Raw genomic sequence first — 20,221 nt, forward strand, 5'->3', positions numbered from 1 at the left:
GACAGGATGGTGGAACGTTCCGTGTCGGTGTTCTGCTGAGTCATGCCGCCCCCTTGATCGAAGTCGGACAAGTGCGCTTCGAATATCGAAGCACTGTCGCAGGCTGGACACCATCGCTTCGAAATCCGAAGAAGGATTGGCGGAGGTTTCGCGCCTGCCCCCGGCGCTCGGCCGAGCCACGGCAACCTCGTGACCCGGCGGTCCCGCCCCGCCTCCGATCCGAGGCGGGGCGTCAGTCCGCGGAGCCCCTCTCCGTCGCCCCGTCGCCCACTGTGTCCGGATGTGAGACGCGGCTGGCGGACTGGTCGTCGGTGTGGTCCGCCCCTTGCGGGTCGATCGTGGCCGCCCAGTGTTCCGCCCAGCGGGCGAGGGGGTTCAGGGCGTGGCGCGCCTCCTGTCCCAGCGGGGTGAGCTCGTAGCGGCTGTCCGGTAGTTGGTGAATCACCTGGGCATCCAGCAGTTCGGTCAGGCGCTGCCGCATCACGCTGGAGGACATGTCGTCGCACCGCTTCTGCAAGGGGCGGAATCCAAGCGGACCCGCGCGAAGCTCCCACAGGATGCGCAGACTCCACCGCCGCCCGAACAGATCGAGTGCGGCCATGAGGGGGCGGCCGGTGGTCGAGCCGCGAACAGGACTGCCAGGTCTGGGTGTTGCCATGTCGGGATGTCCAGCTCTCCAGGGTTGATGCTTCGAATTCCGACACGCTAGCATCGGTGACCGCTTCGGAAATCGAAACGGAGGAGGCTGTTGTGGCACCTGCCCTGACGACCTGGGTGAGAGGCGTTCCTGAAAGCCCGGGTCGACGGAGGCGAGACCGGCTGGGAGGACCAGTACATGCGCATGGTGCCCCGAGTCCGACGTCGGCGCCGAGTCGCACGGACGGCTCACCCGGAACCTGTTCGTGGCGGGGGGACGGGTGACCGGCACGCGGGAGATCGAGTACAGGATCCACCAGGTCCTGCAAACCGGCCCAGCGGAACTTCAGTGCTGCCTCGTCAGCGGTTGCCGCCACCAAGCCAACGTCCACTCAGAGCTGGAGACCAGATGACCACGACCGAGTTTCCCTCTGCGGCAGCACGGGCCGCCGCCGCTGCCGCCCTGGCCGAGGACGCGTCAGGGAAGGACATCACCACCGAGTGGAGCGTTCCCGAGGACCTGGCGGCCACGGCCGAGATCCGCACCCGGCAAAGCGGCATCGCCGCCGGCCTCCCCGTGGTCGCCGAGGTCTTCGCGCAGGTCGACCCCGAGGTCAAGGTCGAGCCGGCCGTCGCCGACGGCGCCCGACTGGCCGACGGCCAGGTCCTGGTGCACCTGTCCGGTTCGGCGCGCAGCCTGATCACCGGGGAGCGTGCGGCGCTGAACTTCCTGCAGCGCATGTGCGGCATCGCGACGCTGACCGACCGCTACGTCCAAGCTGTGGCAGGGACCAGGGCGCGCATCCTGGACACGCGCAAGACGGCGCCGGGCCTGCGCGCCCTGGACAAGTACGCGGTCACCGCCGGCGGCGGCCACAACCACCGCCCCGATCTCGCGGCGATGGTCCTGCTCAAGGAGAACCACATCGCCGCGGCGGGCGGGGTGACCGCCGCGATCGAGGCGGTCAGGCGCGGGATGGCGCGCACCGGGCGGACCGTGGAGAGCGATGTCGAGGTGCAGACCGTCACACAGGCCGTCGAGGCCCTCGACGCCGGAGCCCGCTGGATCATGCTCGACAACATGCCGGTGGCCGACATCGAGCAGGTCGTGAAGCTCCGGGCCGGGCGGGCCGACGCTTCCCGGATCCTGCTGGAGGCCTCGGGCACCATCCGCCTGGACACAGTTCTCGCCATCGCCGGGACGGGCGTCGACCTCATCTCGGTCGGGGCGTTGACGCACAGCGCGCCCGCACTGGACCTGACCATGCTGCTGACCACCGGCCCGGTGCCATGTCCGAGGTAGCGGTCGTCGACGCGTGTCAGCGAGACGGCGCGGGTGGCAGCCCGACCGCCGTTCTGGATGATGCGCCGTTCACCGACGAGGAGCGATGCCGCATTCCCGCGGAGTTGGGAACATCGCACGCCGTCTTCCTCCGCGCGACCGGAATCGAGCGTCGTCAGCCCGCGTACACACTGCGGTTCTTCACCGCCCAGGACGAACTGCCCGCCTGCGGCCACGGCACCGTCGCCGCCCTCGCCGTGCTCGCCGAACGGGAAGGCGGCGACCACGACTACCGCGCCGTCCTGCGTACAGCCCACCGCAGCTTCGACGGTCGGGCAAGCCGAAACGGTGACGGCCTGACGGCGTCGTTCGGCCCGGGCCCGGTCAGCCTGCGTAGCGCCGGTGGACCCGAACTGAGGGCAGTCGCAGGCGGCCTCGGACTGACGGAGGACGCGGTCGCCGGCGACGCCTGCGTGGCGTCGAACGGGCGGCCGAGGCTTCTGCTGCCCATCCGATCCCGCGCCGCACTGGCCGAACTCACGCCGGACTCAACCCTGTTACGCGCAGCTTGTGACCGCTACGGTCTGCTGGGCTGCTACGCCTACTCGCCCCCGGACCGACACGGCCGAGCAGCAGCCCGGATGTTCGCCCCGCCGATCGGCGTCGCCGAGGACATCGCCAACGCCAACAGCACGGCCTGCCTGGCAGCGCATGCTGCCGGGTTCGGCACACACCGCCTCACTGTCGACATGGGTGACCACCTCGGCAGCCCGTCCACCATCACAGCGACCGTCCGCCGCGACCGCACGGGACACCGGATCCGAGTCGGCGGCCAGGCAGCGATCGTGCGCAGGGTCATGCGATGAGGCCCGCGCGCTCAAGGCGAGGGTGCCGGTGCGCAGCAGGTCCAACTGCTCCGGTGAGAGCCCGGCCAGTTCTGGCGGCATCTGTGGCAGGGGCTCAGGGTTGATGGCCGATCACGCCGTACTGGTGCGACTCCTCCCTACTTGTCGGCTCCTCTTCGTTCCAGTTCAGGCCGCCGCCCTTCCGGCGAGGCCGGTCATCGACTCGACCGGCTCCGACCGCAGCCCCAGCCGGTTGACCGAAGCCGTCCGACTTCGACGCCGTCTCCGTCGGCTCGCTGACCCACAGCGCGCCGGCCATGGATCTGAGCAAGCTTCTGATCATCAATCCCGAACACAGGAGGAACCGTGGCCAAGGGCTACTGGGTCAGCGTCTACCCCACCATCACAGACCCTGAGGGGCTTGATGTCTACAACGAACTGGCCGGTCTGGCCGTCAAGGCCGCAGGCGGGCGGGTGCTCGCCAGCATCGGCAGCCGGGTCGTCGCACACGAAGCCGGAATCGCCGAGCGCGTTGTCCTGATCGAGTTCGACAGCTTCGAACAGGCGGTCGCCGCATACGAGAGTGCGGCCTACCAGAAGGCGCTGGCCGAACTCCCCGACGGCTTCGAGCGCGACTTCCGCATCATCGAAGGCCTCGACTGACGACCGATGCTGCGTCAGGGAGGAACACGATGCCGGCTGCGGGGATCACCCCGGCTCGTCAGCGCACCGCACCGTCGCGAAAAGCGTCAGGCCGGTGGCATCGGCGGTGATGTCCAGTCCGGCGACGGTTCCCGGCGGCGCGGCGGCTCGGACGTCGGCCTCGATGTCGGCGGGGGTGCGTTCGACGAGGTTCCAGCGGCCGATGTGGGTCATCAGGGCGGCGTACGGGTTCGGGGTCGCGATGTTGGAGAAGTAGAACGTGCCTCCGGGGCGGCACAGGCGGGACAGGGTGGTGCGGATCAGGGCTCGGGCGAAGCGTTCTTCGAGGTAGTCGAAGAGGCCTCCGGCCAGGACCAGATCGAAGGGGCCGTGGTCGGCGGCCAGGTGGGCGGCGGTGCGCAGGACGTTGCCGGGGGCCGCGGCGGTCTGGGCGCGGGTCGCGGGCGGCAGGTGTGTGAGGGCGTGCTGGAGGGCGTCGGGGTCGACGTCGTTGAGGACCAGGCGGTCGGCGGGGTGCAGGAGAGCCGGGTCGACCCGGCGCAGGTCGGCGGCGCCTCCGGACGCGATCAGCAGGATGCGGCGGCCGGTGGCGCGCGGGGGCCGTGCTCGGGACGTCCGCCGGGTCGCTCCCGAGTGCGGACTCGATGAGCGCGGCCTGGTGGGCGATCTTGTTGCGGTGCTGGTCGGTGATGGGAGCGTGCAGGAGGTAGTCGTCGAAGTGGTGGCCCCAGGTGCCGGGCACGCCTCCGGGCTGAGCACGCAGGATGTACTCGATGATCTCGAAGTCGCCGGCCCGGCCGCGAGCCTGCTCACGGCTCAGCTGGACCATGCCGCCGGCGTCGCCGAACATCTCGGCCAGCGGTGCCATGGCCGCCGTGACGGTGTCCTGACGGGCCGTGGCGAGCGCGGCGGGGAGTCGGCGGAGGGCGAAGTCGTCGAAGTAGCGGTGTGCGGTCGCGCGGTCTGCGCCGGCGATCGCCGGGAGTTCGGCCATGGCGATCAGCCGATCTCACAAGGCGCGTTGGCCGCACGCAGGCGTCCCAGCCCGCGAGGCGAGAGAGGTCAGGACTGCGCGGTCCGGAACGCGAGATACCGGCTGAAGGCTTCGTGGCTATCGGGGGTGAAGCGCCACTCCAGCAGGGCCGAGTCGAGCTCCGGCTCGGTCAGCCAGCCATGCCAGGCGACCTCATCGGGATCGGGGACCATGGCGTCCGGCACCACGGCTTCGTGCACGCCGAGCCAGTGAGGGCTCAAGCCGCTGCGGTTGATGAACGTGAACACCAGGCGCGGCAGCGCACGAATGCTCAGCTCTTCGGTCGGCTCCCGCGCGGCGGCCTGTTCATAGGACTCGCCGACATTTGCGGTGCCACCGACCTCGACCTCATAGAGCCCGGGGAAGCGCGATACCTGCTCCGACCGCCGGTGGATGAGGATCCGCCCACGTTCATCACGACACACCGTCACGGCGACCCGGTGCAGCCAACCCTCCCGGATGGCCTCCCGACGGCTGACCACCCCCAGCACGCGATCTCGACCGTCGACACGCTCCACCAATTCATCCACGTCGCACACCCTGGCAGAGTCCACCGACAACGTCGTTTCTCGGCGACTCGCGGAGGCTGGCCCCAAAGCACCTGCACCAGGAGGCCGGACGCGGATGACGACAGTTGTCCTGCAAATACGACACCTATTGTCCTGTCTCAGGTAAGTCCGGGTAGCGCGAGTCGGTGACCTGCGGTGCCCGGAGATCAGTGAGACGGTTCAGCTTGTGTTCGTCTCGGCTGACTCCGGGCATGCTGGCTTGGGGCATTTGCCTCAGCTGCCTGAGAGATCCAGCGCCTTCTTGGCCTGCTTGCGGAACTCGCCGCAGAGCATCCTGTAGTGGTGGACCTCGGCGCGCAGCAGATCCATTTCGGTGGCGCTGCCGCCCTCGGCGGCTTCCTGCTCAGCTTCCTTGGCGAAGATTTCGGAGCCCGCGATCAGGCGGTGCGCTGACGCAATGATCGCGAGCCCGGGGGGCGATGACCTCCGGCGGACCCTCCAGGTCAATGCGATCGAACGCGGTGGTCAACGCGCGCAGACGCTCGGGTGCCTTCTTGCGCCAGGCAGCACTGGGTTCGGCCGGGAAGGGCGTCCAGAGTGTGTCCGCTTCCTCGGCGCGGAACAGTTCCTCAGTTACGGGTATGAACGCCCGCGCTGCGTTGACGTAGGCCAGGTAGGCGTCCTTGCGGCGGTCGTGTCGATGATTATCTAGTGCTGTCAAGTGTCTCTACAGGTCAATGCGTTGATGCCGTGTAAAGCACGTTAGTCATGTAGCTACGTACGTGAGTCGGGGAGACGTTTGTTGGTGGGTACAGGAGGTGGCTTGGTGTTCTGAGGGTGATGTCGCTTGTTTTGAAGGCAGTTGGGGGCTTGCGGTGGGACGATCGGCGTGTCTCTTCCGTCGGGGGCCCGGATGCAGCTCCACCAGGGCCCTCACCGATCTGGAGGAGACTCTGGCGAGCGCCTCTCCGGGTGACGTGGGCGCGGTCCGCTTGGACGAGCAGGGGAAGCTGGTGATCCCGCCGCTGTCGGCCGAGGACATCCCGGCCGAGGCCAAGGCGCTGCGCGACGAGCTCGCCTCGATGGTGCCGTTCGTGCCGATCGTCTCCCTGTTGATCGAGCTGCTCCCCTCCTCCCCTCCGGCCCCTCTCACTTTCCGACGGTCAGCGGGTCCCGTTCAGGGCAAGAGCGCCCGAGCCGGCCGAAGCCGACCCGGGCGTCCAACCAACACACGTGTACAGAGGCCTACTTGACGGTCCGATAGGCCCGGTGGATCGTCTGCTTCAGGGTGTTGCCGGCCGCGTCCGTGAGCGTCACGCGCAGAGAGACCGCGCCCGCCTTCGCCGGGTGACGCAGGTCGAGGCGCTTGCCGTCGACCGCCTTCGCCGGGTGCCAGGTCCGGCCGTCGTCGTACGAGACGGAGAAGGCCAACTTGCGGGCGGTGCGCGCGGTGGCCGCGCCCTCGACCGTGAACGGGACAGAGAAACGCGTACCCGCCTTGGCCGTGCTCTCCGTGGACAGCCGGGGCGTGAAGCGGACCACCGACAGCGGCAGCCGCTGCTCACCGGTGACGTGCGCGGAGGTGAAGGTCCACTCGGCGGTGACCCGGGTGCTGACCGAGGACAGCGTGGTGGGGCGGGAGACGTCCGTGGTGAGACGGAACGAGCGCTTGGCAGCGGGGAGTTCGTACGAGACGCCGGTCAGCGGCGTGTCCACGGCGAAGACCCGCGTGCCGCCCGCGTACAGGGTGCTCCTGGCCCTGCTGTACGGGGAGTCGCCGATATGGCCGGCGCCGTCGGAGAAGAGGGGGAGGTAGGCGAGGAAGGTGTCGCCGACGCGGACCGCGCCGGGGCGGTCCGCGCCGTCCGTCAGCGGGCCGGTGAGGTGCGGGCCGAAGACGCCGGTGTTGAAGCGCTCGGTGTACTGCCTGCCCGCGCTGTACGAGCGGGGCTTCGCGCTCCACTGGCGGGCCTCCCACACCGGTTCGCCGTCCGCGTCCTTGCCTCCGATCTGCTCGACGGAGTACCGCCACCGCACGCCCGGCAGGACGTACTCGGTGAAAGCGCCCGGCAGCGAGCGCGTGTCGGGGTTTATGCCGCCCGACTGGCCGACCGGAGTCAGCGGCGCGGCGGCGAACGTCGCCGTCTTGCCCCTGGCGGGCGCACCGGCGGCGAACGTGACCTTGGCGAACTGCCCGCGCTTCAGGTTCGCGGTGAAGCCCGACAGGTCGCCGGTACGGTTCCAGGCCGGCCGGTAGTGCGTACTGCCGTGCGTCCAGGTGCCGCTGTACTGCGCGAACGCCTCGCCCGCCGGAAGCCGGGCCCCGAACTGACCGACGCGCAGCCTGCCGAAGTCGCCGATGGGGTACGTGGAGAAGTACCGGTTCCCGCCGATTTCGAACCCGTAGTTGAGGGTGGCGTCGGTGTGCTTGGCCCTGCTGTCCGGCACGGTGATCCGGACCGGCTTGGCCTTGCGGGCGTCCATGACGAGGGTGGTGTCACGGGTGAGCGAGAACTTCGGGTTGAGGAGGAGGGCCAGCTCCCCGGAGCGGTCTTCGGGGTTCGCGCCCGTGTCGATCCGGCCTTCGAGGCTGTAACGCCCCTTGGGCAGCCGTACGGTGAACTCGCCGTCCGTGTCGTCGGAGTAGGCCTGCCCGATCTCGTTGTCCAGACCCTGCACCCCGGTCTCCGAACGCCTGGCGGGCTTGCCCTGCAGGTCGAGATGCTTGACCGTCAGGTCGTACGACTCGATCTCGCGGTGTACGCCGATGCCGGTCCGTACGGTCGTACCCGCTCCGTCCGTCGCGGTGAGCGCGCCGCCGAAGGAGCCGTCGGCCGTGCCCGCGCCGCTGTCGGCGGTGACCTGGGCGGTCGCGGTGGCGCCCGCCGGAACCGTGAGCTGCTTCGGTGAGACCTCGAACATGCCCTCGGCGGCGGGCTTTCCGTCCTCGCCGTACGCCTCGGTGCTCAGGTCGAGGGTGAGGGGGCGGTCGCCGTCGTTGCGGTAGGTGACCGTCTTCGTGGCCGGCTGGTCGTCGGTGTGCGGCCACTGCTGGGCGGGGAAGCCGAGGGTGGCCGGGTTGGTGGTGAGCTGCTGGCCGAGGGCACGGGGGAGGTCCGTACGGCCCGTGCCCTGCGCGAACGCCGAGACACCGGCGGTCGGCTTGGCGGATGCGGTGAGCGCGGCCTTGATGCGCTCACCGGTCCAGTCGGGGTGGCGCTGGGCGAGGATCGCGGCGGCGCCCGCGACATGCGGGGTCGCCATCGACGTACCGCTCATCGAGACGTAGCCGTCGGCGGCCGGGTCGCCCTCCGTGCCCTCGGCGGCCTTCGCGGCGACGATGTCGACGCCGGGGGCGGTGAGGTCGGGCTTGAGGGAACCGTCCGCCGTCGGGCCGCGGCTGGAGAAATCGGCCATCGCGTCGGTGCGGTCCACCGCGCCCACGGTGAGCGCGGCGGCGGCGCTGCCCGGCGAACCGACGGTGCCGGCGGCGGGGCCATCGTTGCCGGCGGCGATCACGAAGAGGGCGCTGGAGGAGGCGGACAGCTCGTCCACCGCCTGTTCGAGGGGGTCGTCACCGGGGCTGTCGGGGCCGCCCAGGCTCAGGTTGACCACCTCGGCGCCCTGCGCGACGGCCCACTGCGCACCGGCGATGACGCCGGACTCCTCGCCGAAGCCCTCGTCGTCGAGCACCTTGCCGCTGATCAGCCGGGCACCCGGCGCGACCCCCTTGTACTTCCCCCCGGAGTGCGCGCCGGACCCCGCGACCGTCGACGCCACATGCGTGCCGTGACCCACCCGGTCGACGGTGTCCGCCGCCTCGGAGAAGTTCTTCGCCGCGTCGATACGGCCCTCCAGATCCGGGTGCGTGCCGTCGACCCCGGTGTCCAGCACGGCGACCTTGACGCCCGTGCCGTCGTACCCGGCCGCCCAGGCCTCGGGGGCGCCGATCTGGGCGGTGCTCCGGTCGAGGGCCGCCTCGACCTTCCCGTCGAGCCAGATCTTCTCGACCCGGTCGGCGGCGGCCGACCTCGCCCGCGCCGTCCCCCCGCTGCCGGTGAGCGTCTCCCACAGGTCGGCGCCCTCGGACTTACGGGCCTTCAGCGCGTCCCCGTTGACGCTGGACAGGTCCCGGCTGACCCGGGCTCCGGCGGCGGACAGCGCGCTCGGCGCGAGGGTGCGGCCCTTGGCGTACGTCACGATCAGCGGGAGGTCGGGGCGGGCCGCGTCGTCGTAACCCCACTTGACCAGCTGCGTCACGTCGAACAGCCGCCGGTCGGCGGTGCCGTTCGCGAGGAGCCGCTCGGCGTCACGCGGGACGACGTAGGTGCGGTCGGCGCTCCGCGCTATTCGGAAGGCGGTGCCTTCCCGACCCTTGCCGGGCCGCACACCGGTGACCTGTCCGGTGGCGTCCAGGGTGACCCGGTCACCGGTGACGAGGGTGACTGTCCTGGCCTTGCCGAGGGCGCCGGCCGTACCTGCCGTACCGCCGACGGACTGTGCGGCCCCGGATTCCGGGGCACCGAGCAGGGCCGCGGTAAGGGCGGCGGCGACGAGCACGGCGAGAGCGGAAGCCTCACTCGCTCGCTTCTTACGGTGATTCAAGGCATGCCTTTCTCTCCGGACCTTCGGGCATGGCGAAGCGGCCCGGCGGACGGGACAAAGAAACAGAGGGGGAAAGAGGCGCCCCTTCGCAAAGGGGCGCGGGGCGTACGAACTCAGACGAGCCGCTTACGACCCCAGAAGAAGAGGAACGCCACGACACCGGCGGTCAGGGCGAACAGAATCGACGCCCCGAACCACTGCATGGCGTTCATCTGCGACATCGGGAGGTAATCCACCGAAAAGCCCACGACATCGGCCTTGTCCAGGCACGCCTGCAGTGCCGCGTCGGTCTGCGCCCCCGAACAGGTGCCCCAGCCCACCACATCCCCGCTGCCGGTGACATACGACTGATCGATTTCGTAGGCGTCGTCGGGGAGCGACGGGTACGCGTTCTCGCCTGTGACACCCTTGTTCGTCGTGACCGTGACGACGTTGCCGAGCGACAGCAGGAAGTAGCCCCAGACAAGCTGGAGGACGACGGTGAAACCGAAGGTGACCACCATGGCCGTCAGCGTGCGTCGCAGCACCACACCGATCGCCACCCCGCCGAAGACGGAGAAGAGGGTGAGGGCGACAGGCACTGGGCCCGTCGTGTTGAACGCGGCGCCCGAGGTCCAGTCCATGACCGTGGCCTCGGACTTGACGGGGTTCCACCACCAGCCGAACACCGCCGACAACACGCCCGTGCTCACCACGACCACTAGTCCGGCCAGCGCCAGCTTCGTGGCGAGCCAGCGGGTCCGGCTCATGGACTGGGCGGCGACCAGCTTGGCGGTGCCGTTCTCCAGGTCGCCCGCGATGAGCGGGGCGCCGAGGAAGACACCGAACAGGATGGGTATCGCCTGGAGACCCGTGGAGACGAAGGAGAACGCGTCGCTGTACTGCTGGAAACTGCCGTCCACCTCGTCGAGGCTCTTGCCGGGATAGCCGTAACCGTCGAGGAAGTCGACCAGCTGGCCGCGCTGGTAGACGATCCAGGCCACGGAGAGCGCGGTGGCGGCGAGGATCGTCCAGAACGCGGCCCGGTGCTGGCGCCAGATCAGCCAGGTCATACCGCTGAGTCGGGGGCGCCGGTTGGCCTCCGTGGTGGTCGCGTTCATGGTCCCGTTCTTGCCGTCGCTGGTGGAGCCGGTCGAGGTGCTGGTCGAGCTGCGGGTGAAGGTGCTCATGCCGCCACCGCCCCGGTGCCGAACCCCTGGCCGTGGACCTGGGCGGTGGGGGTGATCAGCGGTGGTGCGTCGGGTGAGCGGAGATAGGCGAGCAGGAGTTCCTCCATGTTCGGGGCGTTTATGTCCCAGGGGCCGGTGACCGGGCCGTCGGGGCGGATGAGCGCGGTGAACTGCCGTCCGCTGGTCCGGGACTCGACGAGGGTGTGGCCCCCGAGGGCGAGGGCGGGAGGCATGCCGTCACCCTCCTTGGCGCCCGTGACCAGGGTGTGCACGGACATCAGCTCGTCCACGTCACCGGCGAGGCGCACGCCGCCGCCGGAGACGACAACGAGGTAGTCGCACACGTTCTCCAGTTCGGCGAGGACGTGGGTGGACATCAGCACGGTGGTTCCGCGCTCGGCGGCCTCGGCGAGGAGGGTGCCCATGATCTCGTGGCGCACGACCGGGTCGAGGTCCGACATCGGCTCGTCGAGCATCAGCAGGTCGGGGCTCTTTCCGAAGGCGAGGGCGATGGCGACGCGGGTGCGCTGGCCTCCGGAGAGGGTGCTGATCTTCGCGTCGAAGGGCACGTTGCCCGCGCGGATGATGCCCTCGGCGGCGCGCTGGTCCCAGCCGGGGTTCAGCTCCCGGCCCAGACGCAGGGTCTCCGCCACGGTGAAGCGGCGGAACAGGGGCTTCTCCTGGGCGAGGAACGCTGTGCGCCGACCGGACTCCACCGAGCCCGGAGCCTCACCGAACAGGCTGATCGAGCCGTTCGTCGGCTGCAGGACATGGGCCGCGATGCTCAGCAGCGTGGTCTTGCCCGCCCCGTTGGGTCCCACCAGGCCGCAGATCCGTCCCGCCGGGAGCCGGAAGGAGCAGTCCCGCAACGCCCAGCCCCGCCGGTAGCGCATCCCCAGCCCGTACGCCTCGATCGCCGGTTCCCCCGCGTACATACCTTCACTCACCTGTGCTCCTAGTTGTCGTGGCCCCCGTGGCCCCCGTTGTCGTGGACTCCGTTGCCGCCACGTTCCCGGCGGCGTACTGCTTCTCCATCGCCGACGCGACCAGCGCGGCCACGTCCTCCTGCTCCAGACCGGCCCCGGCCGCCTTCGACATCCACGCCACCAACTCCACGTACAGCGGCGAGTCGGTGCCCGTCTCGGGGCGGCCCAGCGTGCGGCGTACGAAGGTGCCCTGGCCCGGTCGCGGTTCGACCAGGCCCTCGCGCTCCAGCTCGCGGTACGCCTTGAGGGTGGTGTTCGGGTTGACCGTGCTGGTCGCGGCGACCTCCTTGGCGGTGGGCAGCCGGTCACCCGGCACGAGTACGCCCAGCCGGAGGGCCTGCTTGGTCTGCTGCACGATCTGCTGGAAGGCGGGGACCCCGCTCCGCCTGTCGATGCGGTACTCCACGATCACCACCACCATTCCACTATCTGATTAGTGGAATGATGATGGAGGGGTGCGAGGACGGTTGTCAATCCCGGCCGGGGACGAGGAGAAGCGTGTGGGAGGTACGCTGACCGTCTTTTTTCCAGGCGTCGCGCTGTGCCTGATGCTGCTTTCGTTGGTTGCTGATGGTCGCCCAGAGCGCGCCGGAGAGACCGATGAGCGCCGCTAAGAGTGCGCCTGACGCCGTGATCACGGAGTTGGGTGAGACACGTTTCGCCAGTGCGTCTCACTCAACTCCGGGCAAGTCCCGCTGGTTTTTATTGATCTCGGCGGACTTGATGGCCAGTTCGATGCGCCATGCAGTCATGATCATCTCGGTGAGAAACCAGTGCCTTGCGGTGGTGCGAAGGGAGCGTTCCTGGGGCAGACGTCGATGGAACTCGACCTTGAACAGCCTCATCTGCTCCTCCTCGCCCAGTGCGAGGCTGCGCCAGAGCGAAGACGCGTAGAGGGACATGGCTTCGACGATCTCGGGATAGACCGCCGCCTATCGCTGTGGTTGCCAAGGGCGGACCTGGCGGTCGTTCGGCGGCATCCGCCGGAGCCGTTCTGCCCGATCGCTCAGGCGGTAGCCCCGCTGGAACAGGCTGTGCCAGAAGGTGGAGCAGCGCTCGTAGCAGGCAGCGATCACTGCTGGGCCGTAGCGGCGTAACAGCCGGTAGTGCCGCCGCTGGGCCTGGACGACTTCAGGCAGGTCAGCCAGGTCGTATTGTCGTGCCGCGCTGTCGACGGCGCGGCCGATCCAGAGACGATGGGGGATGCAGACCTGGTCGTGATGCTTCGACATCCAGACCATGACGTCCTGTTGCGGATTTCCGGTCCTGCGGGCAACACAGCGCCGGCATGCCCACCGGGGAGTGAGTGCGGGGGGCCCGTTCGAGACGTTCCACGACTTGTTCTCCCAGCGGGGAATCGCGTACTGGATCGTGGTGCGGGACTGTCCGCTGAGGACGCTGAGCTGGTCGATCGGATCCAGCCGGGACGTCAGCCAGAGGGAGGGTCGCTGCAGGCGTTGGACGGGCGTCGCGTTCGCGGCGGCCAGTCTGCTCAGGAATGAGGATTCGGTCTCATGCGGGAAGGGCTTGAGCGGACGCGGCAGCGGGCGGACGACGACGGGATCGAACCGTGCGGTCATCAGGCTGCCTTGGGAGGGTCGGGCGGGCCGTCCGATTCGCTGTTGTGGTCGATGCGGATGCTCCGCAGGCTGGTCTTGGTGATGCGTTCACTACCGTCGAGGATGGCGGAGATGGCTGCAGCCCGGATCAGGTGCGAAAGGCTTCCGATCATGCCGCCGGTTCTCTGGTGCAGGTATTTCGACTGCTTGACCAGGGTGCCGGCCGGGTGCCGGTGCAGGCGGAGGGTGTTCTCCAGCGAGGCGACCAGCGCTCGCCACTCGGCAGTGAAGGTAAAGGGGCCGGTGCGGACCATGATGCAGCGGCCGGCCAGCTGTTTGCCCCGGATGCCGGTGAACAGGCCGGACTTCTCAACGGTGCTGCGGCCCTTGTGGCCGGGAAGGTGCATGCCGGTCACCAGCGGGTCGAAGTCGAGCAGCATCAGGCGATCACGCTCCAGTCACGACTCGTAGCCCATATGCCCGCCGCACGTCGCCGACCAGTACCAGCCGCACCAGTTGCCTTGGCCCCGGAACGCCGGAAATCGCCGCTCGGGCCGTACCGACTCGAACCGGACCGGCCACAAACGACCCAGCGGCCCCCGCTCACGCGCCCCCGACGCGCTGACGTACTCCAGCTCGATGTCCTCCGCCGACACCTCACGCGCATCCATCCGGGCCTCCGGTACGACGCCGACGAGCCACAACGACCGTAGGGACAGCCAGAGCGGCGTACCCGGAGAAGACCGAGACAGCCCACCAAATGCCCGGAGATGACTGAGACGTCAGCTCACTTGCCCGGAGTTCTCCGAGACTGCCCGGACATCACAGAGACAGGACACGAGTGCTCACTGGCCAACTGAAGCGCTCAGTCACAAGTGGTCTAGCGCACTATTGCAAGCACCTGCTTGCAATAGTTAGCGGGGGTGCGGCAAGGTAGAGGCATGGCAACGCTCAACGTCGGCAATCTTGGTGAGTACCTGCGGGAGCAGCGGCGCAATGCGCAGCTGAGTCTGCGGCAGCTCGCCGAGGCCGCCGGGGTGTCCAATCCGTATCTGAGCCAGATCGAGCGCGGGCTGCGCAAGCCGAGTGCGGAGGTGTTGCAGCAGGTCGCCAAGGCGCTGCGGATCTCCGCCGAGACGCTGTACGTGAGGGCCGGGATCCTCGACGCGGAGCGGGACCGGGACGAGGTGGAGACGCGAGCCGTCATCCTCGCCGACCCGACGCTCAACGAGCGGCAGAAGCAGGTGCTGCTCCAGATCTACGAATCCTTCCGCAAGGAGAACGGGTTCGAGATCAAGGCGGACGAGGAAATCCAGGGCATTCAGGATGATCTGGGCCCTCAGGGCGTAACGGATGGTCGGGGCACCGCCGTTGACAGGGTCCGCACGGCCGACGGCAGCGGGGCCGAGCAGAACGACCCGTACGACGAGGACAGCCAGAGCGACCAGAACGACCGGAACGAGAAGCACGGCACAAACGACTACGCGAACGATCGCGACGAACCGCACGGTCAGCAGTCCGTCGGCTGACCAGGGCCGACGCCGTCCCGCCGCGGAGCAGCGGTCGTTCACCCGCACGAACACCCGCACGAACACCCGCACGAAAAAACCCTCACCCACGTAGCGATTCCTGGAGGACCATCGCCATGGCGATCACCGACGAACTGCGCAAGACGTTCAGCGACCCGACCCCGCTCTACTTCGCCGCCGGCACCGCCGACCTGGCCGTCCAGCAGGCCAAGAAGGTGCCCGGCCTTTTCGAGCAGATCCGTACCGAGGCCCCTTCCCGGATCGAGTCCGTACGGAGCATCGATCCGAACGCCGTCCAGGAGAAGGCCACCACGCGCGCCAAGGAGGCGCAGGAGACCCTGCAGAGCAAGGTCACGGAGTTCATCACCACGCTCGACACCGACATCAAGAAGATCGGTGAGACCGCTCAGGACTTCGCCCTGCGCAGCGTCGGCGTGGCCGCCGAGTACGCCGTGAAGGCGCGTGAGACGTACGAGAAGGTCGCCGAGCACGGTGAGCAGACCGTGAAGACCTGGCGCGGCGAGGCCGCCGAGGAGATCGAGGAACTGGCGGTCGCCGTCGAGCCGAAGCCGGAGCCGGCCGAGACCAAGGCCGAGAAGCCCGCCGAAGCCAAGGCCGAGCCCGCCCCGGCGAAGAAGGCCCCGGCCAAGAAGGCCCCGGCCGCCCGCAAGACGACGGCCAAGAAGGCGACGCCGCCCAGCAAGTAGGGCAGCGAGCAAGCCGGCAAGTAAGAAGTAAACAGAGATTCGTTGTTACGAGAACCGTCGGGGACTCCGGGCACTATCGGAGTCCCCGACCCGTTCTCCGGGTACGGTGACGGCGTAGAGACGACTAGACACGGGTGGTGGGCACAGTGCTGATGACGGCATTCGGCGGCTTCATGTCGCTGCTCTTCCTCGCCATGCTGGTGCTCGCCGTAGCGGCACTGGTGCTCGCGGCGATGGCCCGCGACGACGCGTATGTCGCCGCGGACAAGAAGAACAAGATGTTCTGGTTGATCATCCTCGGCGTCACGGTGGCCGTGAACCTGCTGGTGCCGATCCTGTTCCTGCAGATCGCCGGCCTCATCGCCACGATCGTCTTCTTCGTGGACGTACGGCCCGCGCTCAAGCAGGTCTCGGGCGGCGGCCGTCGCGGGGGAAGCAGCAGCGACGGTCCGTACGGCCCTTACAACGGCGGACGCTGAAGCCCCTTTAGGGGCGCGGGGCTGTATCAATATGCGGCTCCGCCGCGATGGGGGTCCCCCCGCTCGAGCGAAGCCGAGAGTGGGGGAGCGACCAGCCACACACGGCCCGCAGCTGCCGTACCGCAGTACCCGGGAGCCTGCGTGCCTCACTTCCAGCGGAGCGCTACGCCATCCGGTCCAGCAGCAGCACCGCCACGTCGTCCGTCAGCTCCCCGCCGTTGAGGTCCCGGACCTCGTTCACGGCCGCCCGGAGCAGTTCCTCGCCGCGCAGGCCCTGCGCCAGCTGGCGGCGGACCATGTCCACCATCCCGTCCTGGCCCAGCCGCTCCTTGCCCTTGCCGATCCGGCCCTCTATCAGGCCGTCCGTGTAGAGCATCAGGCTCCACGCGCCGCCCAGCTCCACCTGCCGGCGCGGCCAGCGGGCGTTCGGCAGCAGGCCGAGGGCCGCTCCGCCGTTCTCGGGCGCCAGCAGTTCGACGACGTGGCCGGCGCGGGCGATCAGCGGGGACGGGTGCCCGGCCAGGCACACGCCGGCGCGGCGGCCGTCCGGAGCGATGTCCACCGTGCAGAGCGTCGCGAAGATCTCGTCGTTGTCGCGCTCGTGCTCCAGGACCTGCTGGAGCGTCCCGAGCAGTTCGTCGCCGCACAGACCGGCCAGCGTGAGCGCGCGCCAGGCGATGCGCAGCTCCACGCCGAGCGCCGCCTCGTCGGGGCCGTGCCCGCAGACGTCGCCGATCATGGCGTGCACGGTGCCGTCGGGGGTGCGCACGGTGTCGTAGAAGTCACCGCCGAGCAGCGCGCGCGAGCGGCCGGGCCGGTAGCGCGCGGCGAACTTCAGTGAGGAGCCCTCCAGCAGGGGCGTGGGCAGCAGGCCGCGCTCCAGACGGGCGTTCTCCTGCGCCCGCAGCCGGGACTCGGTCAGCCGCCGCTCGGCCGTGTCCGAGCGTTTTCGCTCCACCGCGTACCGGATCGCGCGGCTCAGCAGCCGGCCGTCCAGTTCGTCCCGGAAAAGGTAGTCCTGGGCGCCGACGCGTACCGCCTCGGCGCCGCGCTCGGCATCGCCGGACGCGGTGAGCGCGAGGACGGCGTGCCGGGGCGCGAGCCGCAGTACGTGCTTGAGCGTGGCCAGTTCGTCGTCCCCCTCGGCGGCCCGGCCCGGCGCCGGGAGCGCGAGGTCGAGCAGGATGCAGTGGACGTCGTCGGTGAGCAGCCGCTCGGCCTCGGTGAGGTTGCGGGCGGTACGGACCCGGATCGGCTTGCCGGCCGAGTCGAGCAGTTGCGGCACGCTCAGCGACCCGGCGTCGGCCTCGATCACGAGGAGCGTCAGCGGGGCGCTGCTGCCGGCGGGGTCGCCGGAGCCGCGCGTGGCGGAGGGCGGCGCCTGACCGGCCGGGGCGTCCGGTGCGGACGCGGTGTCGGCCGGGGCGCCGACTGCGGATGCGGCGCGAGCCTGACCACCTTCCACGGCCGGGATCGCTCTCTGCCGCGGTACGGGTACGGGCATCGTCTTGGTTCCTTCCCTCCCCCCGAGGGCACGGTGGGACAAGGGGTCTCGCCCACCGACGGGGACCATAGCGCCAGCTGCCGCCACAAAGGAATGGCGTGAGGCGCTCCGTCCGGAAAACGGCCGCTGTCATATGCCGCATGCCATAACGGACTTGGGCATCGTGTGGCCCTACCGGTAATGACGAACGTCACGTTGACGGGGTTGAGGGGAACCTCGGAACGTGCTGAACGTCACGTGTGGTGCATCACGTCTCCTGGACCACGTCTCCCGGGCCACGTCCCCTGGGTCACGTTCCTGGGTCATGTGTCCCGAGTTCGGATCACATGTCCTGAGTTGCCCTTCGCGTCCTCACGCCCTCACGCCCTTATGCCCTCACGCCCCAGGACGCACAACCCCCAGGATCGGCATGGACCCCGCCCCCGCGATCGTCACCGTCCGCCCCGGCCGCGGGGAGTGGATGATCGCGCCGTCGCCGATGTACATCGCCACATGGCTGGCGTCGGAGTTGTAGATGATGAGGTCACCCGGACGCATGTCCTTGACGTCGACGCGGTCGAGCTGCTTCCACTGCTCCTGCGAGGTGCGCGGGATGCCCTGGCCGGCCGCCGCCCACGCCTGCGAGGTCAGTCCGGAGCAGTCGTACGTCTGCGGGCCCTCTGCGCCCCATTCGTACGGTTTGCCGAGCTGTGCCGTCGCGTAGTCCACGGCCCTCTTGCCGGCGGCCGACGCCTCGCCCTTGATGCCGTCGAGGACGCCTGAACCCAGCCAGGCCGTCTGCGCCTTGCGCGCGGCCTCCCGCTCCAGCTGCGCCAGCCGCTCCTTCTCGTCCTTCTCCAGCTCCGACTCGATCTTCTCGGCGGCGGCGATCTGCTTCTTGACCTTCTTCTTGGTCTCGGCCTTGGCCTTGCGGTTGGCCTCCAGCTTCTGCCACTGGGCTGAGGCGTCCCGCGCGTACTGCTTCAAGTCCTGCTGCGTACGCGCCATTTCGGCGAGCATTCCCTTGGTCGCCTGCTGGCCCTGGCGCACCCGGCCCGCACCGTCCAGGTACTCCCGCGGGTCGTCGCTGAGCATGAGCTGCGCCTCGGGCGGCAGGCCGCCGCTGCGGTACTGGGCGCGGGCCGCCGCGCCCGCCCGGTCCTTCAGCTTGTCCAGCTTCGCCTGGCCTTTGACGATCTCGCGGGCCAGCTCGACGATCTGGGCGGACTGCTTCTCGGTCCTCTCCTCCGCCGCGTTGTACGCGTCCGTGGTGACCGCCGCGTCGTGGTAGAGCTTGTCCAGCTTCTTGCGGATGGCCTCAAGGTCCTTGGTGCTCACGGACGTTGAGGACGGTGTCGGTGTTGGTGTCGGGCTCGGTGTCGGATTCGCGTACGCCACCCCGGGCGCGGCCATGATGGCCGCCGTGCAGGCCAGGGCCATGGTCGCCGTGGTCAGGCTCCGCTTGCCCGCTGCCATACTCCGCTCCCCAAAACTGATTTACCGTCAGTAACTTACGGATGCCTCGGGGGATGGTGCCATGGCGCCGTGCAATACGACAGAGGCAGACAAGAACTCCGTCCCCAACTCATCCCGGATCACTGCCCACTCGACGATGATCTCCCCCGCGATCTACCCCGCCCGTGTGACGAACGAATCACCGGGTTCGTTCCCGCCTCTCCGCACCGGAATGACGCGCGGAATCAGCGGACTTGCATGCGGTTCGGGACGTGGGGCTACCCGCGGGGCGCCAACGCCTCCCACCGCACGGTCACTTCGCCCTGCCGCCAGCGCGTCACGCCGTCCGTCACCGGCCAGTCGGCCGTCAGATCGCGTACGGCACGGATCCAGCGCTGCCGCGCGCCGTACGAGGCGTACGGCGCCGCGGCCGCCCAGGCGCGGTCGAAGTCGCGCAGGAAGGCGTGTACGGGTTCGCCCGGGACGTTGCGGTGGATGAGGGCCTTGGGGAGGCGTTCGGCGAGGTCGGAGGGGCGGTCCAGGGAGCCGAGGCGGGTGGCGAAGGTGACGGTGCGCGGGCCCTCCGGGCCGAGCGCGACCCACACGTGCCGACGGCCGATCTCGTCGCACGTGCCCTCGACGAGGAGCCCACCGCGCGAGTTGGCGCACGCCGGCGCGAGGCGGGCGCAAAGCCGCGCCCAGACCCCGGTGACCTCTCTCTCCTCGTACTGGCGCAGCACGTTCGCCGCGCGGATCAGCAGCGGTCTGTCCGGCAGCGGGATTTCGAAGCCGCCGTGCCGGAAGGCGAGCCCTTCGCGCTCGTACGGCCGCGCCGCCGCGACGCGGGCCCGATCGATCTCGACGCCGACCACGCGCGCGCGTGGAGCGACGGTCCGCAGCCGCTGGAGGAGCTCCACCGGGGTCCAGGGGGCGGCGCCGTATCCGAGGTCGACCGCTGTGGAGTCGCCGGCCCGGCGTAGTTCGGCGCCGTGGACCGCGGCGATCCAGCGGTCCATGCGCCGCAGCCGGTTCGGGTTGGTGGTCCCGCGCGTCACCGTTCCGATGGGGAGGGTCGCTGCGCGGGATGTCATGCGTACGAGGGTAAGCGGCCGCTCTGACAGCGAGTCGTGTGCGAAGTCGCGTACGAAGCAGTCATCAGGTCTACGCAAGAAGGCGTCGAACGGTTGAGCGAGCGCAGGCAATGATTCGGTAAAGAGGAAATGGAACGGGACACTCCGGTGTTCCGGCCTTTGGAGGGTACTCGAGGCCCTCCGTTCGGCA

The 20,221-nt window shown here is 69.3% G+C and carries 21 protein-coding genes; 6 read left to right on the forward strand and 15 right to left on the reverse strand.

Features of this window, described 5'->3' with window-relative positions; all coding sequences use genetic code 11:
* Positions 1 to 232 precede the first annotated feature (232 nt).
* Positions 233 to 658 carry a winged helix-turn-helix transcriptional regulator gene (locus G5C60_RS51740; RefSeq protein WP_165256906.1) on the reverse strand — a complete coding sequence of 142 codons (426 nt, stop codon included), beginning with the start codon at positions 656 to 658 and terminating at the stop codon, positions 233 to 235.
* Between the two features lie 387 nt (positions 659 to 1,045).
* On the opposite strand from G5C60_RS51740, the gene nadC reads away from it, so the two are divergent.
* The 3 genes from nadC to G5C60_RS09810 all read left to right on the forward strand — a co-directional run bounded on the left by nadC (position 1,046) and on the right by G5C60_RS09810 (position 3,426).
* The gene (gene nadC, locus G5C60_RS09800; protein ID WP_165256908.1) at positions 1,046 to 1,939 is read left to right on the forward strand and encodes a carboxylating nicotinate-nucleotide diphosphorylase; all 894 of its coding nucleotides are present in this window, start codon (positions 1,046 to 1,048) and stop codon (positions 1,937 to 1,939) included.
* On the forward strand, positions 1,927 to 2,784 hold the full coding sequence (locus tag G5C60_RS09805; RefSeq protein ID WP_165256910.1) for a PhzF family phenazine biosynthesis protein: 858 nt from the start codon (positions 1,927 to 1,929) through the stop codon (positions 2,782 to 2,784). Before nadC ends, G5C60_RS09805 begins: the two co-directional genes overlap by 13 nt.
* 345 nt (positions 2,785 to 3,129) lie before the next feature.
* The gene (locus G5C60_RS09810) at positions 3,130 to 3,426 is read left to right on the forward strand and encodes a DUF1330 domain-containing protein (protein ID WP_165256912.1); all 297 of its coding nucleotides are present in this window, start codon (positions 3,130 to 3,132) and stop codon (positions 3,424 to 3,426) included.
* Between the two features lie 45 nt (positions 3,427 to 3,471).
* Here the strand turns inward: G5C60_RS09810 and G5C60_RS09815 are convergent, their stop codons facing one another.
* From G5C60_RS09815 to G5C60_RS09860, 11 genes are all read right to left on the reverse strand, one after another.
* The gene (locus G5C60_RS09815) at positions 3,472 to 4,185 is read right to left on the reverse strand and encodes a class I SAM-dependent methyltransferase (protein ID WP_165256914.1); all 714 of its coding nucleotides are present in this window, start codon (positions 4,183 to 4,185) and stop codon (positions 3,472 to 3,474) included.
* Positions 4,186 to 4,488: 303 nt separating this feature from the next.
* Positions 4,489 to 4,998: an NUDIX hydrolase gene (locus G5C60_RS09820; protein ID WP_338145764.1), complete on the reverse strand. Its 510-nt coding sequence runs from the start codon at positions 4,996 to 4,998 to the stop codon at positions 4,489 to 4,491.
* Positions 4,999 to 5,241: 243 nt separating this feature from the next.
* The gene (locus G5C60_RS09825) at positions 5,242 to 5,475 is read right to left on the reverse strand and encodes a hypothetical protein (RefSeq protein WP_165256918.1); all 234 of its coding nucleotides are present in this window, start codon (positions 5,473 to 5,475) and stop codon (positions 5,242 to 5,244) included.
* A 738-nt stretch (positions 5,476 to 6,213) separates the two neighbouring features.
* Positions 6,214 to 9,573 (reverse strand): S8 family peptidase, encoded by a 3,360-nt coding sequence (locus tag G5C60_RS09830; RefSeq protein ID WP_165256920.1) that lies wholly within the window; start codon positions 9,571 to 9,573, stop codon positions 6,214 to 6,216.
* A 113-nt stretch (positions 9,574 to 9,686) separates the two neighbouring features.
* A complete protein-coding gene (locus G5C60_RS09835; RefSeq protein ID WP_165256922.1) occupies positions 9,687 to 10,742 on the reverse strand; it encodes an ABC transporter permease in 1,056 nt (351 codons plus the stop codon).
* The gene (locus G5C60_RS09840) at positions 10,739 to 11,677 is read right to left on the reverse strand and encodes an ABC transporter ATP-binding protein (protein ID WP_165256977.1); all 939 of its coding nucleotides are present in this window, start codon (positions 11,675 to 11,677) and stop codon (positions 10,739 to 10,741) included. The genes G5C60_RS09835 and G5C60_RS09840 overlap by 4 nt, the downstream gene beginning before the upstream one ends.
* 4 nt (positions 11,678 to 11,681) lie before the next feature.
* Positions 11,682 to 12,149 (reverse strand): GntR family transcriptional regulator, encoded by a 468-nt coding sequence (locus G5C60_RS09845; RefSeq protein WP_165256924.1) that lies wholly within the window; start codon positions 12,147 to 12,149, stop codon positions 11,682 to 11,684.
* A gap of 250 nt (positions 12,150 to 12,399) precedes the next feature.
* On the reverse strand, positions 12,400 to 12,630 hold the full coding sequence (locus G5C60_RS51745) for a hypothetical protein (protein WP_241266638.1): 231 nt from the start codon (positions 12,628 to 12,630) through the stop codon (positions 12,400 to 12,402).
* A 30-nt stretch (positions 12,631 to 12,660) separates the two neighbouring features.
* Positions 12,661 to 13,308: a hypothetical protein gene (locus tag G5C60_RS09850; RefSeq protein WP_241266639.1), complete on the reverse strand. Its 648-nt coding sequence runs from the start codon at positions 13,306 to 13,308 to the stop codon at positions 12,661 to 12,663.
* A complete protein-coding gene (locus G5C60_RS09855; protein WP_241266640.1) occupies positions 13,308 to 13,727 on the reverse strand; it encodes a hypothetical protein in 420 nt (139 codons plus the stop codon). The genes G5C60_RS09850 and G5C60_RS09855 overlap by 1 nt, the downstream gene beginning before the upstream one ends.
* A gap of 18 nt (positions 13,728 to 13,745) precedes the next feature.
* Positions 13,746 to 13,958, reverse strand: a complete 213-nt coding sequence (locus G5C60_RS09860) for a hypothetical protein (protein ID WP_206439305.1) — start codon at positions 13,956 to 13,958, stop codon at positions 13,746 to 13,748.
* Between the two features lie 270 nt (positions 13,959 to 14,228).
* Between G5C60_RS09860 and G5C60_RS51750 the strand changes: the two genes are divergently transcribed.
* From G5C60_RS51750 to G5C60_RS09875, 3 genes are all read left to right on the forward strand, one after another.
* A complete protein-coding gene (locus G5C60_RS51750) occupies positions 14,229 to 14,816 on the forward strand; it encodes a helix-turn-helix domain-containing protein (RefSeq protein WP_241266641.1) in 588 nt (195 codons plus the stop codon).
* Between the two features lie 116 nt (positions 14,817 to 14,932).
* Entirely contained in the window at positions 14,933 to 15,523 is a 591-nt protein-coding gene (locus tag G5C60_RS09870; RefSeq protein ID WP_165256926.1) for a hypothetical protein, read from the forward strand.
* A 152-nt stretch (positions 15,524 to 15,675) separates the two neighbouring features.
* Positions 15,676 to 16,002: a DUF2516 family protein gene (locus G5C60_RS09875; RefSeq protein ID WP_206439314.1), complete on the forward strand. Its 327-nt coding sequence runs from the start codon at positions 15,676 to 15,678 to the stop codon at positions 16,000 to 16,002.
* Between the two features lie 163 nt (positions 16,003 to 16,165).
* Here G5C60_RS09875 and G5C60_RS09880 read toward each other — a convergent pair whose 3' ends face one another.
* The 3 genes from G5C60_RS09880 to G5C60_RS09890 all read right to left on the reverse strand — a co-directional run bounded on the left by G5C60_RS09880 (position 16,166) and on the right by G5C60_RS09890 (position 20,031).
* Entirely contained in the window at positions 16,166 to 17,506 is a 1,341-nt protein-coding gene (locus tag G5C60_RS09880; RefSeq protein WP_165256928.1) for a PP2C family protein-serine/threonine phosphatase, read from the reverse strand.
* Positions 17,507 to 17,881: 375 nt separating this feature from the next.
* A complete protein-coding gene (locus G5C60_RS09885; RefSeq protein ID WP_165256930.1) occupies positions 17,882 to 18,961 on the reverse strand; it encodes a C40 family peptidase in 1,080 nt (359 codons plus the stop codon).
* Positions 18,962 to 19,218: 257 nt separating this feature from the next.
* A complete protein-coding gene (locus G5C60_RS09890; protein WP_206439306.1) occupies positions 19,219 to 20,031 on the reverse strand; it encodes a class I SAM-dependent methyltransferase in 813 nt (270 codons plus the stop codon).
* Positions 20,032 to 20,221 lie beyond the last annotated feature (190 nt).

It is taken from the genome of Streptomyces scabichelini (assembly GCF_011045015.1).
Classification (GTDB): Bacteria; Actinomycetota; Actinomycetes; order Streptomycetales; family Streptomycetaceae; genus Streptomyces; species Streptomyces scabichelini.

Bases quoted from the DNA above. Each gene is read 5' to 3' on its own strand.
- G5C60_RS51745 (WP_241266638.1), bottom strand. From the start codon at position 12,630: ATGTCCCTCTACGCGTCTTCGCTCTGGCGCAGCCTCGCACTGGGCGAG.
- G5C60_RS51750 (WP_241266641.1), top strand. From the start codon at position 14,229: ATGGCAACGCTCAACGTCGGCAATCTTGGTGAGTACCTGCGGGAGCAG.
- G5C60_RS09845 (WP_165256924.1), bottom strand. From the start codon at position 12,149: ATGGTGGTGGTGATCGTGGAGTACCGCATCGACAGGCGGAGCGGGGTC.
- nadC (WP_165256908.1), top strand. From the start codon at position 1,046: ATGACCACGACCGAGTTTCCCTCTGCGGCAGCACGGGCCGCCGCCGCT.
- G5C60_RS09850 (WP_241266639.1), bottom strand. From the start codon at position 13,308: ATGACCGCACGGTTCGATCCCGTCGTCGTCCGCCCGCTGCCGCGTCCG.
- G5C60_RS09875 (WP_206439314.1), top strand. From the start codon at position 15,676: ATGACGGCATTCGGCGGCTTCATGTCGCTGCTCTTCCTCGCCATGCTG.
- G5C60_RS09890 (WP_206439306.1), bottom strand. From the start codon at position 20,031: ATGACATCCCGCGCAGCGACCCTCCCCATCGGAACGGTGACGCGCGGG.
- G5C60_RS09805 (WP_165256910.1), top strand. From the start codon at position 1,927: ATGTCCGAGGTAGCGGTCGTCGACGCGTGTCAGCGAGACGGCGCGGGT.
- G5C60_RS51740 (WP_165256906.1), bottom strand. From the start codon at position 658: ATGGCAACACCCAGACCTGGCAGTCCTGTTCGCGGCTCGACCACCGGC.
- G5C60_RS09860 (WP_206439305.1), bottom strand. From the start codon at position 13,958: ATGGATGCGCGTGAGGTGTCGGCGGAGGACATCGAGCTGGAGTACGTC.
- G5C60_RS09885 (WP_165256930.1), bottom strand. From the start codon at position 18,961: ATGGCAGCGGGCAAGCGGAGCCTGACCACGGCGACCATGGCCCTGGCC.
- G5C60_RS09840 (WP_165256977.1), bottom strand. From the start codon at position 11,677: ATGTACGCGGGGGAACCGGCGATCGAGGCGTACGGGCTGGGGATGCGC.
- G5C60_RS09835 (WP_165256922.1), bottom strand. From the start codon at position 10,742: ATGAGCACCTTCACCCGCAGCTCGACCAGCACCTCGACCGGCTCCACC.
- G5C60_RS09870 (WP_165256926.1), top strand. From the start codon at position 14,933: ATGGCGATCACCGACGAACTGCGCAAGACGTTCAGCGACCCGACCCCG.
- G5C60_RS09855 (WP_241266640.1), bottom strand. From the start codon at position 13,727: ATGCTGCTCGACTTCGACCCGCTGGTGACCGGCATGCACCTTCCCGGC.
- G5C60_RS09880 (WP_165256928.1), bottom strand. From the start codon at position 17,506: ATGCCCGTACCCGTACCGCGGCAGAGAGCGATCCCGGCCGTGGAAGGT.